Annotated in this window: 14 protein-coding genes and 2 pseudogenes; 7 read left to right on the top strand and 9 right to left on the bottom strand. The window is 46.0% G+C overall.

Annotation, left to right across the window (positions count from 1 at the left end; genetic code table 11):
* The first annotated feature begins 103 nt into the window (after window positions 1-103).
* A complete protein-coding gene (locus BG260_RS03185; protein ID WP_069130504.1) occupies window positions 104-883 on the top strand; it encodes an outer membrane lipoprotein-sorting protein in 780 nt (259 codons plus the stop codon).
* A 73-nt stretch (window positions 884-956) separates the two neighbouring features.
* Here the strand turns inward: BG260_RS03185 and BG260_RS03180 are convergent, their stop codons facing one another.
* The 5 genes from BG260_RS03180 to BG260_RS03160 form a co-directional block, all read right to left on the bottom strand.
* The gene (locus tag BG260_RS03180) at window positions 957-3884 is read right to left on the bottom strand and encodes a BamA/TamA family outer membrane protein (protein ID WP_069130503.1); all 2928 of its coding nucleotides are present in this window, start codon (window positions 3882-3884) and stop codon (window positions 957-959) included.
* 195 nt (window positions 3885-4079) lie between these two features.
* On the bottom strand, window positions 4080-5396 hold the full coding sequence (locus BG260_RS03175; protein ID WP_069130502.1) for an amidohydrolase: 1317 nt from the start codon (window positions 5394-5396) through the stop codon (window positions 4080-4082).
* Between the two features lie 163 nt (window positions 5397-5559).
* Window positions 5560-7539, bottom strand: coding sequence for an alpha/beta hydrolase family protein (locus BG260_RS03170; RefSeq protein ID WP_083750069.1), 1980 nt, complete (start codon window positions 7537-7539; stop codon window positions 5560-5562).
* Between the two features lie 162 nt (window positions 7540-7701).
* Window positions 7702-8034 (bottom strand): DUF5615 family PIN-like protein, encoded by a 333-nt coding sequence (locus BG260_RS03165; RefSeq protein ID WP_218089716.1) that lies wholly within the window; start codon window positions 8032-8034, stop codon window positions 7702-7704.
* Window positions 8031-8246, bottom strand: coding sequence for a DUF433 domain-containing protein (locus BG260_RS03160; protein ID WP_069130500.1), 216 nt, complete (start codon window positions 8244-8246; stop codon window positions 8031-8033). The genes BG260_RS03165 and BG260_RS03160 overlap by 4 nt, the downstream gene beginning before the upstream one ends.
* Before the next feature lie 176 nt (window positions 8247-8422).
* Here BG260_RS03160 and BG260_RS03155 point away from each other — a divergent pair, with 176 nt between their 5' ends.
* Window positions 8423-9367 carry a DNA-3-methyladenine glycosylase family protein gene (locus BG260_RS03155; protein ID WP_069130499.1) on the top strand — a complete coding sequence of 315 codons (945 nt, stop codon included), beginning with the start codon at window positions 8423-8425 and terminating at the stop codon, window positions 9365-9367.
* A 150-nt stretch (window positions 9368-9517) separates the two neighbouring features.
* Here the strand turns inward: BG260_RS03155 and BG260_RS03150 are convergent, their stop codons facing one another.
* The 4 genes from BG260_RS03150 to BG260_RS03135 all read right to left on the bottom strand — a co-directional run bounded on the left by BG260_RS03150 (window position 9518) and on the right by BG260_RS03135 (window position 13983).
* On the bottom strand, window positions 9518-10141 hold the full coding sequence (locus BG260_RS03150) for a trimeric intracellular cation channel family protein (protein ID WP_069130498.1): 624 nt from the start codon (window positions 10139-10141) through the stop codon (window positions 9518-9520).
* Between the two features lie 169 nt (window positions 10142-10310).
* On the bottom strand, window positions 10311-11267 hold the full coding sequence (locus tag BG260_RS03145) for an NAD-dependent epimerase/dehydratase family protein (protein WP_069130497.1): 957 nt from the start codon (window positions 11265-11267) through the stop codon (window positions 10311-10313).
* Window positions 11268-11359: 92 nt separating this feature from the next.
* On the bottom strand, window positions 11360-12547 hold the full coding sequence (kbl, locus tag BG260_RS03140) for a glycine C-acetyltransferase (protein WP_069130496.1): 1188 nt from the start codon (window positions 12545-12547) through the stop codon (window positions 11360-11362).
* A 107-nt stretch (window positions 12548-12654) separates the two neighbouring features.
* A complete protein-coding gene (locus tag BG260_RS03135; protein WP_069130495.1) occupies window positions 12655-13983 on the bottom strand; it encodes a DNA polymerase Y family protein in 1329 nt (442 codons plus the stop codon).
* 144 nt (window positions 13984-14127) lie between these two features.
* On the opposite strand from BG260_RS03135, the gene BG260_RS03130 reads away from it, so the two are divergent.
* From BG260_RS03130 to BG260_RS14510, 5 genes and pseudogenes are all read left to right on the top strand, one after another.
* Window positions 14128-14817, top strand: coding sequence for an SOS response-associated peptidase (locus tag BG260_RS03130; RefSeq protein WP_069130494.1), 690 nt, complete (start codon window positions 14128-14130; stop codon window positions 14815-14817).
* Window positions 14818-14888: 71 nt separating this feature from the next.
* Window positions 14889-15179 (top strand): hypothetical protein, encoded by a 291-nt coding sequence (locus BG260_RS03125; RefSeq protein ID WP_069130493.1) that lies wholly within the window; start codon window positions 14889-14891, stop codon window positions 15177-15179.
* Between the two features lie 164 nt (window positions 15180-15343).
* Complete coding sequence (locus tag BG260_RS03120) at window positions 15344-15841, top strand: NfeD family protein (RefSeq protein ID WP_069130492.1); 498 nt, start codon at window positions 15344-15346, stop codon at window positions 15839-15841.
* Window positions 15842-15843: 2 nt separating this feature from the next.
* A pseudogene (locus BG260_RS03115) lies at window positions 15844-16797 on the top strand (SPFH domain-containing protein).
* Window positions 16794-17217, top strand: a pseudogene (locus BG260_RS14510) (paraslipin); the annotation flags it as partial. The pseudogenes BG260_RS03115 and BG260_RS14510, both read left to right, overlap by 4 nt.

The following is a 17217-nucleotide window of genomic DNA, read 5'->3' as shown; positions in this document are numbered from 1 at the left end:
ACTCGCTCAAATATAGCCATTCTGATATCCATTTTTATCGTATGATTTTTCTATGTCGAACGTTTGAAAATCCCGAAGTGTTTTTCAGGAAAACAGAATAAATATGATGAAAAAACTTACTTTTTTAATTGCCGGAGTGCTCCTCTTTACACTCACCGATCATCTCTCAGCCCAGGAGAGAATCACCGACGAAGAACAGGCCCGATCTATTTTTGAAGAGGTGGATGACCGCAGAAATTCCATAGAGTCTGAAACAGCACGGATGGAGATGGTGATTACCGATCCGCGTGGGCGTACCCGATCCAGAACCATGCAGTCCTGGAACGTGGTGGATGGTGATGATAATAAAAGCCTGATCATTTTTTCTGATCCCGGCAACGTAAGGGGAACAGGATTTTTAACCGTTCGTGAAGGTGGAAATACAGATCAACGTCTTTTTCTACCGTCGGTCGGAAGAATACAAACTATTGGGTCAGCTGAACGAGGTGACCGCTTTATGGGAAGTGATTTTACGTATGAAGATCTTGGAGATCAGGATCCGGACGACTATGAATTCGAGTGGCTGGAAGAGCATGATGAGTACTATCTTGTCCGGGCTTCAAAACCGGGATCTGACCAATATGCGTATGTAGAGTTTGAAATTTTGAAAGAGAAATACGCGCTTCAGAAAATTCACTATTTCAATAACGAAGGTGAGCAGATCAAAAGACTGGAAGCTGAAAATCTGGAGCAGATCACGGATCAGCTCTGGAGCCCAGCCAAAATGACAATGTACGATCTGCGTGAAGACCGAAAAACAGAAATCACCTGGAGTGACAGGGAGATCAACACCTCCATTGAAGATTGGAGATTCACCGAACGCGGATTGAGAAGGGGGATTTAGCATTAGTCTTGAGATATGAGTCATGAGACTTGAGGATTTTTCTCATGACTCAAGACTCACTTCTCACATCTAATCAAAAAGGAACCGTTGCTCTTACCCGATAGTAGAGATCGTAGTCGGCATCTGTGAACAGCTCCTTCGTCGGCTGTGCAATACCGATTGCATGTGCAATTCGAATGCCTCCAAAATTGAGTGAATTTTTTAACTCTGCTCCTGCACCCCATCTCTCCTCATTTCCTGTTGATCCATCTTCAAACCTGGCGTTCCAAACCACGCCTGCATCGGTAAAGAGTGAGACGGAAGTTGATCCCAAATCAATCAAACCCAGAATCGTTGTGTTCAGTGATGGCAGAAACGGAACTCGATATTCTATGCTTCCAAATGCTACACGATTTCCCGCAATAAAACTCCGGTAGCCGCGAACTCTTTCAGCCTGATTGAACAGATCCAGCGGAACCTCACCGGGCAGGTTCAGATGGATGTTATCCAATCTTGAGAATCCAATAAAATCCTGTGGCAATGGAGATCCCCATTGCTGCTGATACCGGCCATACACATAAAATCGTTGCAATCCGATCGATGGAAACACTGAGTATGCACTCAAATCTGCTGTGGCAAAACGCACGTCAGAGCCCAACATTTTTTCTGCGCCGGTTAGCAGGCCACGCACCCCCCAGCCATCCAGCGGGTGAATCACATTATTTCGCCACGGCCTCTGCTTTTTTATCTGAAAGCCAATCGTCAGATCCGATTGTCTGGCTCGTTCGGGAACCGGTGTTAGAAATGAATCGGAAAAAGCATCCCGATCGAACGGGCGAACCAGTACATGCCGCAGCCTGGCATAAACGCTTCCGTTTTGGTAGGGCGCTTCAAAAGCATCCACCGGCAGATTCACAGTAATATCACCGCCAATCAGTTCCTCAACCAGGAACGTATCACCGTAAAAATAGGCGTTGCCCGGTGTCTTATAAATCGACGTAGAAATAGTGGGATACAGCTGATTGTTGATATAGCTCAATATCCCATAGGAGTGATCTGGATTCCCAAATGAAAGATTCCCTGTTGTCGCTATCAAATGTTTCCCAAGCGGTTCTGTAAATCCGACAGTACCAAAAAGTCCCCAGTTTTCAGAATCACCGTAATATGGTAATACAATGGTGGCAGCATGTTTGATATTTTTCAGCGGTTGATAGTCGTACCTGTCCTGAATGAGTGCTTGATTGGGCTCAACCGATGATGGAATCCAATTTGGCGCTTGCTTGTCACGCCAGCTTGCATAAGCAGGATTCAACTCATAGTCTCCCGAATAGTACGATCTGTTTGCATCCACAAAATAGATCTGATCACTTCGCTTACTCTCGCTCGCTTTTACAATTAGCTTTTCAGACTGAAGTGAATCCTGCAGGGTAAACCAGCCGTAGGCTTCACCACCCGTAAACAGATTGGTAACACGCTGCTCGGTTTCGGTTTCAAAATCGTATAGAAACACGTTGGGAACTTCATCCCTGAGTGATGTAAACGCAACCTTATTACCGGCCGGATTAAGCACAAACCGCCGATTGTCAACGTCCCCATGATCTATCACCGTCTCCCTCCCCGAAAGCGGGTCTACTAAAACCATCAGCCGATTCCCCATTTCATCAAATTTGTGAATCAGCCACGCCTGTTTGGTTCGTACCCAAACCGGATGGATAACCTGAATATCTCCCCGATAATTTGTGATTCGATTCTCCTCGCCCGTTACTAAATCGAGCTGAAACAGGTTCCCGGTACCGTTTTCATTCACGATGTATGCAATAGTGTCCTCAAGGGGACCCGGTGTGGGATATTTCGCCCTCCGGCTGTGGGTAAGTCGTTCTTCCTTTCCTGACTCTACCTCGAGTCTGTAAACATCATTCAAAAGGGAGGATCTTTCTCCCCGAACGGTTCGCGAATAATAGATTGCTGATCCATCCGAACTCCATGATAGATCTGAGTTGATGGATCCCTCGGTCACTTTCCGGCTGCTGCGGGTTGAATCATTCTCAACAATATGTAGATACCGAACCGGGCGAGCCAGTGATTGAAGGGAGAGTACCGCAAGCTGAGAACCGTCCGGACTCACCGCCATATCAAAATAGAACTGGCCGGGAAGGGAGATTTTGTCCGTACCCAGTGAATCGGTACGCTCCATTTGCGATGCAAGAGAGTTGTAGTAAATGTTCATATGCTTTCGCCACTCCTCATAGAAAGAACGATACCCGCCGTCCACAATCTCATCAAACGCGCTGTTGAAATCGTGGTATTCCAGGCCCAGGGCTTTGTCACGGTGAGACAGCAAATTCACCAGTGAACTGTCGCCATACGTCTCGGTAAAATATCGAAGCTGAGAGTTTCCGACAGCGTATAGAAGCCTTCCATTCTCAATCGATTGGCCGTCATTAAAACCCGGGCGGCTATCAAAAATGGCTTTTCTGAGCCACCTGTCTCCTCGCTGGGAGTCCCAATATTCGGTTTGATACTGTGCCAGTCCCTCCGTCCAGTGCCGGGGAAGTGGATCAGCAATCAGATAATTCAGCAGCCCAAAATCAGACCAGACTGCTTTAAAGTGAAAGATGTGTCCCAGCTCGTGAGCAATCACTTTTCGAAGCCATTTTTCGCTTCCGGTCCATGTATCGGCATAGTCGTTCAGATTGACCCATATTGCGGTGTACCCTTTCCCAATCGGGTTGGCGAATCCGTTTACAATTTCGTCCTCATCAGAAAGATAGATCGGAATTTTCTTTGAAAACTCGACCTCAAGATTGGAAGAGAGTGCACTGTAACTCTCTTCGGCTACCGCTGCGGCCTGTGAAATTATTTCACCGATCCGATCAGGATAGATAATTTTGAAATGCTCTGTCTCTGCCACTTGCCAGTTCAAGTAGGGATGATTCCGCCCGTTCAGCGAGTTGAAGCCTTGGGCTGAGAGATCTGCCGTAAAAACGATCAACAACAGAAATAGGGTGCTTACTGTTTTCATAAAATGGACTGGCTCATCTGTTTGATTTCTGATAAGATAATACCAATTCTCTTTGAAAACAGTAGAGGAACGTATCAAATTTTCCGGATGACTTCCTCAGCGAAACTCCGCGTTTCATCAGCGTGACTCTGCGAGAACCATGGTCTTTTTCTCGCAGATGATCGCTGAAGTTTACGCAGATTCACGCTGAGTTTTCTATTTCATCATATAATCGATCGTCAGATTGGCCAAGGCGCGAACCCCGGTTTTCATTCCCTCTTCATCCAGGTAGAAATCCGGAGTGTGGTGAGGAGCTGCATCCGAAGGGTCCATATCCGGTGGCATTCCACCGATAAAGAAATAGAGTCCCGGAATTTTCTGCTGAAAAAACGAGAAGTCCTCCGCTCCGGTAATTGCATTTACTACGTGTGTTTGATCCAAACCCGCCACTCTCTCCAGCGTAGGTGCCATCTCAGAAGTCAGGTCCGGATCGTTATAAGTTACCGGGTAACCCGAATTAATATTCAACGTTGCCTCAGCTCCCATACTCGCCGCAATATTCTCTACAGTTTGATGCATCTGCTCAAACAGTTTCTCTTTCATATCCGTGTCCAGTGTACGAATGGTTCCCTCCAGGTAAGCCTCTTCCGGGATGATGTTATTTCGAACGCCGGCTCTCATAATGCCAACCGTAATCACAGCCGCCTCTTTTGTAAGTTCAGTTCTCCGGCTTACAATCGTCTGCAGTCCATTCACGATCTGTGCTGCCGTCACAACCGGATCCACACCTTCCCATGGACGTGCACCGTGTGTCTGTTTCCCCTTGATGTCGATCGTAAATCGGTTGGATGCCGCCATGATACCGCCCGGACGATACCGGATGTGGCCGACCGGAGTCTGCGAATTGATATGGAGGCCAAAAACAACATCCACATCGGGGTTTTCAAGAACACCCTCTTTTACCATCAGCTCCGCACCGCCCTCTTCGCCGGGTGGTGTACCCTCTTCGGCAGGCTGAAAGATAAATTTAACCGTACCCGGTATTTCATCTTTCACTTGAACCAGCATCTCTGCAACGCCCATCAGCATTGCAATATGAGTGTCATGCCCGCAGGCGTGCATCACCGGAACCTGCTCACCCATATACTCTGATACAGCTTCCGAAGCAAACGGAATATCCACCCGTTCTTTGACGGGAAGTGCATCCATATCAGCCCGTAAACCGACAACGGGACCGGGTTTCCCGCCCTTTAAAATTCCAACCACGCCGGTGTGAGCCACTTCAGTTTCCACCTCAATTCCAAGAGATTGCAAATGCTCAGCAACTCTCTCAGCGGTTTCAAATTCACGGTTCGACAATTCCGGATATTGATGGAAATGCCGCCTCCATTCTACAACTTTCTCGTGGAGCTCTTCGGTTTGATTGTCGATATACTCCTGCCAGTTGAAAGTATTTTCTGATTGAGCTTGAACTGAATTTGAGATGAACACCAAACTCAAAATCAGATATAGAGTTAATACGATCTTTTTCATGTGGATAGGTTTATTGTTTCGATTAATACTTTAATAAATCTGCGCAACTCCGCGTCTAATCTGCGGGGTTCTGCGAGAGAGCATCATTCTTTTTTTAGCTGATTTTCTTGAGTAGCTTACTCAATCCGTCAGACCGCTTGGAGCGGTCTGACGGTTTTTCCTTCTACCGCTCAATATATTTATCAAACCACTCGAGAATTCGGGTTGATACTTCGGCAATTAGCTTGGGCTCTGTAGGGCCATGTCCGGTTCGTGGCAGCAGAATCATCTCTGTATCTACTCCCTTTTCCTGAAGTGCCCAGTAAAATTCCTGCCCCTGGCCTAGCGGCACCCGCATATCATTCGAGCCATGAATAATCTGAGTCGGCGTCTCAACATTGTCCATATAATAGACAGCCGAGTGGCGCTCATACGTTTCCATATTGCCATTCCAGTACGGACCACCCATGTGGCCCAGCAAATAGCCGGGAATATCCGTTGTTCCAACCATGCTCACCAGGTTCGACAAGCCTGCACCCATACTCACAGCCTTGAACCGGTCTGTTTGTGTAACAATCCACGAAGTCATATAACCGCCGTAACTCCATCCCATCTCAGCCAAGCGGTTGGGGTCGGCAACACCCATCTCAATTACTTTATCGACACCTGTCATGAGGTCTTCATAATCACCAAAGCCCCAGTCCTGGAAGTTCGCATACCTGAATTCCTTACCATACCCGGTACTGCCTCGCGGATTCGGTCGCAGAAGTGCATATCCTTTTTCAGCAAAATATTGAATCGCATAGATACTGCCCGCGCCTGTCCAGGTTTGAGAATAGACACCGGCCGGCCCGCCATGAACCATCAGAATTAACGGCACCCGATCACCCTCCTCGTAACCAACCGGATAGGTCAGCAGTCCTTCGATCTCCATTCCATCATCAGATGTCCAGGTGAGCAGCTCGGTCTTACCCATTTCAGGGAATTCAGATTCATCATGCAATGCAGACACTTGCTGCTTTGAAAATTGATCCAATTCACTCATATAAACCTCAGCCGGCTGATCTGAGTTTTGATAGTTAAAAACTACATGACTGCCATCATTACTGACCGCAAAACCTCGATAAATCCCGTCCTCTTCTGTCAGCAACGTTGGATCACCTCCGTTAAGTGAAACCCTGTAAAGTGCCGAAACTGTTTTTCTGGGCTCCTGAATCAGTAACCGTCCATTCGTATCAAACCCAACAATACTCGCATTTCTGTCATAGGTATGCGGTAAATCACGAATATCTCCACTCTCTAAATCAAGCACATAAAGATCCTGTAATCCAATCGCCTCCAACTCGTTGCCATGAGAGGTAAATACGATGAAATTTCCGTCCGGTGTGTAACGGGGAGAGCTGTCCGTTCCTTCCCAATCGACAAGTGTCGTAACCGCCCCGCTGTCGGCCGGCACCGTCGAGATATCCATCTTATAGCGGTCATCAATTTTTGGAGTTGGCTGATGGGCAAATACAATTGTTGAGCCATCCGGGGACCAGTCAAATGATGAAGTGTGAGCGTCATCTGCGTAAAGAGCTTTTGCATCATCTTCACCAACCGTTTGAACGTAAATTCTGGAGAATTTAAAATTAGTATCCACCACGGTAACATCACGTTTTTCACGGGCACGCTCTTTCTCCTCTTCCGATTCCGAATCTCTCATCGTATAGGCCACTTTGTTTCCATCGGGCGACCAGGCATAGCTGCCAACTCCATTTTCTGCATGAGTGATCTGCTCCGCTTCACCTCCATTCAAATGCATCCGGTAAACCTGATTCTCTCCGTTTCGGCGCGACGTAAATGATAGAAACCGGCCATCCGGTGAGAACTGTGGATTTGACACGGATTGATCGCCCCTGGTGAATTGACGGTTCATAGAGCCGTCAGCGGATGCAACCCAGATGTGTGTTAGAAATTCGGACTCTTCACCCTCCATTTTCGTTTCACGAATGGTGTAGGCAATCATCGACCCGTCCGGTGAAATAGCGGGAGGCCCCACAACCGGTTGGTCAACCATTGCTTCGGGCGTCCAGCTTTCGATGACGGTTTGAGAATAGATGGATTGAATTCCGGTTAAGGCGAAAATGATTGTGGTCAAAAGGAAGTAACGTAGTTGAGCCATTTTTTCAGAGTGAGGTTGATATTTAGATACTCGGAAATAACCATAAGAAATCGGTAAAGGCAAAAATACCGATAATTATAAGTTGTCTCTTTTATGCCAAACCGAATTTAGGAGTTATATCAACTAATAATACCCTAGGTCAGCCATCAAAAACTCTCCCTTTTATTCTACTTTAATAAATTTACCGGGTTGATGGTCTTTAATGAGAGAATGCAATTTTTTAACCAAAGGCAGCAAATCGTCATACGTATTCGTTTGAGCTTTCATCAGTATAACCTGCATTGTGGTAGAAAGAATAGGCTGTTGAAAACTTAAATTCGTATCACTGGTTATGAACACGTCAAACTTATTTTCTGATATTGCCAGTAATTCTCCATTTGTAAGGCCTGCCCAACCCATATCCGGAGTTGTTTTCACAATAAAATTCTCATCTAATTCCCTGATTCGGTAGATCAATTTTTTTGGAAGGCATTCATCCAATAAAACCTTAATCATTGTGGCTGAAGCAGTTGATCTTTGAATTTTTCAAGTACCTGTATAGCTTGCTCTCTTGATACCGTTGGAAAATCGTTCAAAAAATCATTAATCGTATGGCCTAATTCGAGATACTCAAAAAAAGTGCTTACAGGAACACGGGTACTCTTAAATACCGGAGTACCCCCGAGAACATCCTTTCGCTTTTCTATTGGATTGTTACCTGGGGCCATAATTCTATGATGAGAAATTAAATGCTGTACAATTAATATAGTTAACGAACCATCATTTTAGAAATTTTAAGCCAAATTGTATCTATGATTCGTGATTTCACAAATATTTCCGAACGTTTATCGAGCATTTTGTAGTTTGATTTTCAAAATCAATATCACCTTAATCACTCTATTTTATGTCTTCCTGGACGCTTAAATCTATTCCCCCGCACGACTGGTTCATCTGTCTCGATGTGGAAAATTACTTTGACCACGAGCATGACCCTGAAACCATTTTTGAAGAGGGGTTTACCCGGCCGATACCGCTGGTTGAAAGAGATATTGTTGCCACAATCTTTTTCAACGGAGATCCGGGAAAGCCGGAGTTTCATATTGAGTCCGATGAAAATTTGAATAAAGAAGAAATCAATCAGGCAAATCGAACATTGGCCAGGATTTTAGGCACCCACCTTGATCTTCGTCCTCTGTATGATCAGGCTGAAAATGATCCCATTCTTAGTCCCAAGCTGACAGAGTTTTACGGTCTGAAACGAATGTCGCGCGGGACACTGCTCGAGGATATCATGAACCGGATTATCCAGATGCAGATGGCTCATAAACCTACGGCCAAAAAGATGGCGTTCAAGGTTCGGGAGGCTTACGGCACTCACTTAACTCATCATGGCAAGACTCTCCCCGCATGGCCACGTCCCTTTCAGCTAGCAAAAGCGGATCCGGTTCAAATCCGAAAAATGGGTCCGACTCTTAGAAAAGGTGAGTATATGGTTGGGCTCGCACAGGATATCCTGGCCGGTCAAGTGGATTTGGATTATCTGGATAGAGAAGCTAATCCGCAGGAGTTTTATGATAAAATCTCAAAAGTTCGCGGAATCGGGCCAACCTCGGCACAAGATCTGATGCTCTTCCGCGAAACGACCGAAGCAGTTTTTCCAAGCAACATGAAAAGTGATGAGGAGAAAGGGCTGCGAAAATGGATCATTATGAGCTATGGCGGCGATCCTTCAAATACGTCAGAGGAGCAATTCTTGAAAATGATCAAAAACTGGAAAGGATATGAAGCAGCGGCCATTGAGTTTCTGTTTTTGAACTACGTCATCAACCAAAAGAAAGGGCGTGGTTAAAACCGCTGCGAACTTCTGCGCAACTCTGCGAGAGACAAAAATTTTCGTTTAGAATATAACTCCAAAAAATAAGCCTCATCATCTTTCTCGCAGAGAAACGCTGAGTTTTGCGCAGAGGTTCGCTGAGGCAGGGTGTTGCCAGGTTAGATTTTAGTCGACATTCATCCTCGGCAAACCCACTTTATAACGCACCACGATGACCCGGATGAGTACGATGACAACGATTCCGGTTAGCTGAGCGACAAAAAGTGTATCAAAGAAGTGTAAAATCAAGGTAAATATAATTCCGCCCGTGACTGCAGCCATGGCGTAGATCTCCTCCTGAAAAATAAGCGGTTTATCTCCGGCCAGCACATCCCGAAGCACCCCACCGAAGCAGCCTGTGATGGTTCCGAGTGCGATGGAGATACCCACACTCATTCCCGCTTCCAGGCCAATTTGTGTTCCCATAACGGTGAAAAGCCCGAGTCCGGCCGCATCAAAGGCGAAGAGCCATCCCTCCAGTTTTTTCATCCGCCGATAGATGAGAAGCGTGAAGATAAATCCGGCAATAACCGAGGTGATGGCCAGTGTATCGGTGAGCCAGTTTACGGGGAGATTTCCGATCATCACGTCGCGGATCGTACCGCCGCCAATGGCCGTTGCAAATGCCAGAACAAATATTCCAAACAGGTCAAACCGGCTGCGGATTGCCGCCGTTGCACCCGATACCGCAAAGGCGAAGGTGCCTGTGGCTTCAATGATCAGGATGATTTGTTCAGGTTCAATAGGCATCAGCTAAACATTATATGATTTACGTTGCCACGAAAAAAATGAATGGTATTGAATACTCTGCGCAACTCCGCGGATCATCTGCGTCACTCAGCGAGAACCATCAAATTTCGTTTAGAATATAGCTCCCATTTTTGGCCAGATTATTTTTCTCGCAGAGTTTCGCAGAATTTTATCTTTCTGCCTTTTCAATAATCTTAGGTAGGTTTTCGAGGATATCCGCTGTCATCCTGTCCAGATCGAACTCGTGTTTCCATCCCCAGTCGGAACGGGCGGCCGAATCATCAATGCTATCCGGCCAGGAGGAGGCGATCTCTTGCCGGTAGTCCGGTTCATATTCAATTTCAAAGTCCGGAATTTGTTTTTTGATGGAATTGGCAATCTCCTCCGGCGTAAAACTGATGGCTGACACATTGTAACTGGTTCGCACGTTCACCTGGTCTTCGGACGCCTGCATCAGATCAATTGTCGCTTTTACGGCATCACTCATATACATCATCGGGAGAGCGGCATCCTTTTCAAGAAAACAGGAGAAGGTTTCACCGGCCAGGGCCTTGTGATAAATATCCACGGCATAATCGGTTGTACCTCCACCCGGCATCGATTTGTAGCCGATCAGTCCCGGATATCGGAGGCTGCGAACATCCACGCCAAATTTATTGTGGAAATAGGCACACCACTGCTCTCCGGCAACTTTCGTAATACCATAAACCGTGGTTGGATTGGTCGGTGTGTTTTGAGGAGTATCTTTTTTTGGAGTATCCGGACCAAAAACAGCGATTGAACTCGGCCAGAAAATACGCTCAAGACTCTTTTCCTTTGCGATCTTCAGCACATTGAGTAAGCCATCCATATTAAGCTTCCACGCCAGATCTATATTTTTTTCGGCGTTGGCTGAGAGCAACGCAGCAAGATGATAAATAATGGAGACATCATACGTTTCTATAATCTCTTCAATCCGCTCTTTATTCATCACGTCCAGATATTCGAACGGACCTTCACTTATTTGATCATTGGCCTCACGAATGTCGGACGCGATTACATTCTCTGTGCCATAAATTTTTCTCAGTTCAGTAGTCAGTTCACTTCCCAGCTGTCCGCAAGCACCGGTTACTAATACTCTGCTCATTATTACAGTCTATATTATTCTCAATTTCAGTTATGGTAGAACATTCCCCTCCTTAACTCAGAAGGGGAACTCTGAGATTCATTACTTATTTATCATATCACACCAAGCTCCTTACCCACTTCTGTAAATGCTTCGATCGCTTTATCAAGGTGCTCTTTTTCATGAACCGCAGATAGCTGAACGCGAATCCGGGCTTCTCCTTTTGGAACAACCGGGTAGTAGAATCCGATCACATATATTCCCTTCTCCAGAAGTTTTTCGGCAAAATCCTGCGACACTTTTGCATCATACAGCATCACCGGCACAATGGGATGATTTCCGGGTTTTATATCAAAACCGGCATCGGTCATTGCTTTTCTAAAATAGGTAGTGTTATCCTCCAGCTTATCTCTTAATTCTGTTGTTTCACTCAACAGCTTCAACACTTCAATGGATGCCCCGGTAATAGCAGGAGCCAGTGTGTTTGAAAAAAGGTATGGACGTGAGCGCTGTCGCAGCATATCCACAATCTCTTTGTGTGCTGATGTGAATCCACCGGATGCCCCGCCAAGTGCCTTACCTAAGGTTCCTGTAATGATATCCACCCGTCCCATCACATCTCTGTATTCGTGTACACCTCGGCCGGTTTTACCCACAAATCCCGTTGAGTGGCATTCGTCACTCATTACCAAAGCGTCGTACTTATCCGCCAGATCACAAATCTTATCAAGCTGGGCGATGGTTCCATCCATGGAGAAAACACCGTCTGTGGCGATGATTTTTGTTCGGGCTCCGGAAGCTGCTTTCAGTTGCTCTTCCAGGTCTGCCATGTCGTTATGCTTGTACACATATCGCTGAGCTTTGCACAACCGAACTCCATCAATGATAGAAGCGTGATTCAGCTGATCAGAAATAATGGCATCCTCTTTGCCAAGAAGCGGCTCAAAAACTCCACCGTTCGCATCAAATGCAGCTGCGTAGAGAATGGTATCCTCGGTACCTAAAAATTCAGATATTTTTGCTTCCAGCTCTTTGTGAATCGTCTGAGTTCCGCAAATAAATCGAACCGAAGACATCCCATAACCATACTCATCAATCGTCTTTTTTGCCGCTTCCAATACCCGTGGATGAGATGATAGTCCCAGGTAGTTATTCGCACAAAAGTTGATCACCTCAGCCCCTTTTGTGGTTTTGATGACGGCACCCTGTGGCGTGGTAATCACCCGCTCCTCTTTGTACAGTCCATCTTTTTTGATTTGATCCAGTTCCGCTCGCAGATCGTCTTTCAGGTTTGAATACATTGTATGGCAGATTTAGTTGATGAGTTGCTCTATTTTCGGATTGAAAATAAGAAAAAATGAGGAGTCTTTTGCCCGGCATAGCGTCGATTTTTTCGCCGTTCAACCTGTTAGCTCCGATTCACAAAATGAGTCTTCCCCTTTACGCTTTCGTGAATAGCCGCTTTTGCTACTGTATCGGGTCCGTAACAGTTATTCAGGCAGTCGGCCGCCCGGGTCAACCCTTTCAGGTCGTTATCTTCCTGAAAAAATAGTTCGCCCTGCTCGGTCTGCTGCATTTCGATGGTGTGCAGGCCAATCCCCCTGATTTTGATATTTCTCTGCAGCGCACTGTTCACAATTCGCATCGCTTCAGTCAGGCATGCGTCCAATACATAGTCGTCCAGGTTGGTAAACCCCGGTGTGGTAAATGAAAACGAATGTCCATCCCAATGCGCTTCCTGGTAGCGAATGTGACAACCCCAGCGCCTTGCTTTTCGCTGATATCCACGCATTCGGTAGCAGACTTTCCGTACGGCTTTGACAATCTCGCCCTTCACTTCAATGGGATTATCCGTCCAGTCCGAAAATGTGTGCATGTAACTGACTTCATCCGGAATATGAACCTGATCGGTCAGCACCCGCGCTTTGTCTCGTCCGGCTACCGTTTCCCAAAAGAGTTGCCCCTGCATCTCTCCAAACAGTTTCTGAAACGGCACCTTCCCTTGCTTAACCGTATCGGCAATGGTGTGGATGTTGTACTTTTTCAGGTGCTCATAGCGGCGCCTTCCAATTCCCCACACTTCATCAATCGGGAGCGGGTAGATATATTGGGCGGCATCATCCGGTGTGAGAATCAGGAACAGCCCTTTTGGCTTCTGCAGATCTGACGCCAGTTTTGAATAGGTTTTACTGGTTGCAATGCCCACCGAACAGACCAATCCCAGCTTCCGATAAATTTCCTCTTTTAGTTTCCGGGCATATCCTTCCAATTGATGTCGTGATTTTTTTAGCAAAAATGTGATGTCCATGAAGTACTCATCCATCGAGTACTTCTCCACTTCCGGTGAATAGGAGTCGAGGATCGATTTCAGCTGCCGGCTGATCGCTTTGTACTTATCATAATCGATCTGTTTAAACACCAGGTATGGACAAATTTGTGATGCCTCAAATGCGCTCATGGCGGTTTTTATTCCCAGCGAACGCGCCTCGTAACTGGCTGTAGCCACAATGCCGCGTGCCACCCCGTTCGGCTTACGCCAGCCTCCCATCGCTACCGGTAACCCGTAGAGATTATACGCCTGCTGTTCTACCTGTGCGTAAAAACAGTTCATATCCAGATGCAGATATAATCTTTTTTTACGGGAAATGTGCTGATGCTCTTTCGCTACCGTGCTGTATAGCGTTATGCGATGCACATCCTGTTCCAGATCATAATCGGTATACTTTTTCGGGTCCATACCACAGTATAAAAAGTTTATTTACATATTTCATACATATATTTTTATGGTTGTTATTCCGCTATCATCAAAGCCAAACGAGGCGCCAAAATTCTCCCTATCTTTACCATTCAATAAACCCCACTGACATATAAATCACTCACTATGTGCGGACGCTACGTTTTAAAAGCCACCTTGCAGGAGTTACAGCAGAAATACGGAGCAACTCCGGAAGGGATATTCACAGTGGAAGAAAATTACAATGTGGCGCCGAGCCTGCATATGCCGGTCATTGTTCAGCGGGAAGATCAGCGAAAGATTGACAAGTATCGCTGGGGGCTGATTCCATTCTGGGCAAAAGAGATCGACTCGGGCTACTCGATGATTAATGCCAGGGCGGAATCATTGGAGCAGAAAAAGTCTTATGCTTCACCCTTCAAGTCAAAACGATGTGTGATCCCGGCAAATGGATTTTATGAATGGAAGAAAGCCGGAGGTGAAAAAATTCCTCACTACATTACACAAAAGCGATCCGACTTGATGAACTTTGCCGGGCTCTATGAGGAGTGGAAGCCACAGAGAGAGGGTGAGGCTCCCATCAAAAGTTTCACCATTATCACCACCGAAGCCAACAAACCCATTTCTGAACTTCACGACCGGATGCCGGCCATGCTGCTGGATGAAGAACTGGATATCTGGCTGGACCCGGAAAACGCAGATACAGACTCCCTCAAAGACCTGCTGCGTCCCTGGCCAAATGATGACATCTCTTTCTACCGGGTTGGCAAAGATGTGAACAGTGCCAGAAATTCAGGAAAGCAGCTCATCAACCCCTACCGGGATCTTTTCTCATAAAATTCTGCACACATATTGATATATGTGTGATATATGTTTAAACTGTTTCTCCACAATTCAGAGGAAGCAGTATGAACAAAGAAGAGAAATATCCGCCCATTAATGTACTCAATGTCATGCGGGGATTCCGCACCCCCGATCTGCCTCACGCAGTTACGCCCTACCGGTTTGAACTTCGCAACGGAGAGAAGCACCGGATTAAGCAAATCCGCCAAACGCATCGCGAAAGGGTCGGCAAAGCCTATCACTACCACTATGTGGTTTTGACCAAAGAAGAGCGATATTTTCACCTCGTTTTTGATTCCGGCACCATGATCTGGCGCGTGGTACAGGAGGTGGACAGCGAACTGTTTTTTGGATAAAAAAGCTGTATAGACCCGGTGACTTTGTAAGGTTACTATCTACTTAAATAAACAGTGTGAAAGATATAAGATCTTTAGCAGATCTCAATTTACAGGATAACCTTTGTAGATTTTAACCGTACAAATCCCTTCCTAATCAAAAAACATCAATCTATATATACGATATGGATGCAGATCTAGTAACCTGGATATTTCTGGGCGGTGGTATTCTACTGATGCTGCTTGAAATGGCACTCCCCGGAGGTGTTGCTCTATTTTTAGGGTTTAGCGGTCTCACCGTGGGAGTTCTTCGATTTTTTGGCCTGCTTTCGAGCGTGGGATCTTCTGTAGCCGTTTGGTTGATCTTATCAGTGGTTCTAACTATCGCCATTCGGCCGTTCATCAAAAAATATTTAAAGCCCGAAAGCTATTTTAAGTATGCAGACGAAGATTATGAGGCGATGGATCAGATAGTGGAAGTTATTGAAGAGATCAATGAAGAGGATAACAGCGGGAGAATTCGGCTTGATGGAGTAAGCTGGAGAGCCAAATCTCTTGACGGTACCATTAAAGCGGGCGAAAAAGCACGAATCCAATACCGCGAAAATACAACCTGGATTGTTGAGCCCTTGGGCGTAAAAGATCCCTCTAAAGAGCAACATAAAAAACGAAATAAAAACTGAATATGTGGACAGCACTACTCATATTTTTTGCAATCCTCTTTGTGATTGTAACCCGCCTTTTCATCATTGTGGAATTCCGTGAAGAAGTGATCCAGGAGCGCCTGGGAAAGTATAAAAAGACACTATCTCCGGGGTTTCATTTTATGATCCCTTTTGTGGATCGTGCCGCATACCGGCAGGAGATGCGTGAGCAGGTGATTGATGTACCCAGCCAAACCTGCATTACCTAAGATAATATTGAAGTAGCTGTAGACGGGCTCATCTACATTAAGGTGATGGATGCGTATCGCGCCAGTTATGGGATATCCAATTACATCGCTGCAGCCGTGAATCTTGCGCAAACCACCATGCGGAGCGAAATCGGCAAAATTACCCTCGATGACACGTTTTCGGAGCGCGACATGATGAACGAGAATATTGTTCAGGAAATTGACAAAGCCGCAGATCCCTGGGGCATTAAAGTGATGCGCTACGAGATTAAGAACATCAGCCCGTCAAATGATATCGTGGACACCATGGAGAAACAGATGGAGGCTGAACGTGAAAAACGTGCTGAAATCACGAACTCTGAAGGGTACAGAGAGGCTCGAATTAACGAATCAAAGGGAGAGCAGCAAAGTCAGATTTTAATCTCTGAAGCTCAGAGACAGCGACGAATCAACGAAGCAAAAGGACGCGCTAAAGAGATTGAACTGGTTGCAACCGCTACTGCCAATGGTATCCGGCGGGTTTCCAGGGCCATTGAAAAACCGGGCGGAGACATCGCAGTTAAAACCAAGCTCGTAGAGCAATATATCGATCAGTTTGGCAAAATAATTAAGAACACCAATGTTTCGGTGCTGCCAACGGAAACTGCCAATTTGAAGATCTTTTTTGAAGGGGTTGGGACACTTAAGAAACATACCCAAAACAGTCACTCAACCTCATCAGCTAATCCACAAGGGCCAACATCATGAGTACATTAAATATGATTAGCCAGGTTGTACTGGCGATTTTTGCGATCTATCTGACATTCAAATTTTTACAGGCATTGCGCCTGGTACCTAACCAATATGCGCACATCGTAGAGCGTCTCGGAAACTATCACAAAACGCTAGGCCCCGGATTTCACGCACTCATTCCTTTTGTGGATAAGGTGGTATACAAGCAGGATCTGTGTGAAGAGACATTGAGGTTGAACCTCAAGAGTGTTTCACAAAGGATAATGTGAAAGTTGAAGTGGATGGCGTTCTTTATCTGAGTGTAGTTGATCCCGTTAACGCCAGTTATGGAATCACCAATTATCGATATGCGGCGGTGCAGCTCGCTCAAACCACAACCCGGTCTGTGATTGGACTTCTCGACCTTGACGAAACATTTGAGGAACGGGCCAAGAT

Origin of the sequence: Rhodohalobacter halophilus (assembly GCF_001715195.1) — a bacterium.
Taxonomy (GTDB): Bacteria; Bacteroidota; Rhodothermia; order Balneolales; family Balneolaceae; genus Rhodohalobacter; species Rhodohalobacter halophilus.
The sequence above is the reverse complement of the archived record's forward strand: the minus strand, read 5'-3'. Positions and strand labels throughout refer to the sequence as shown.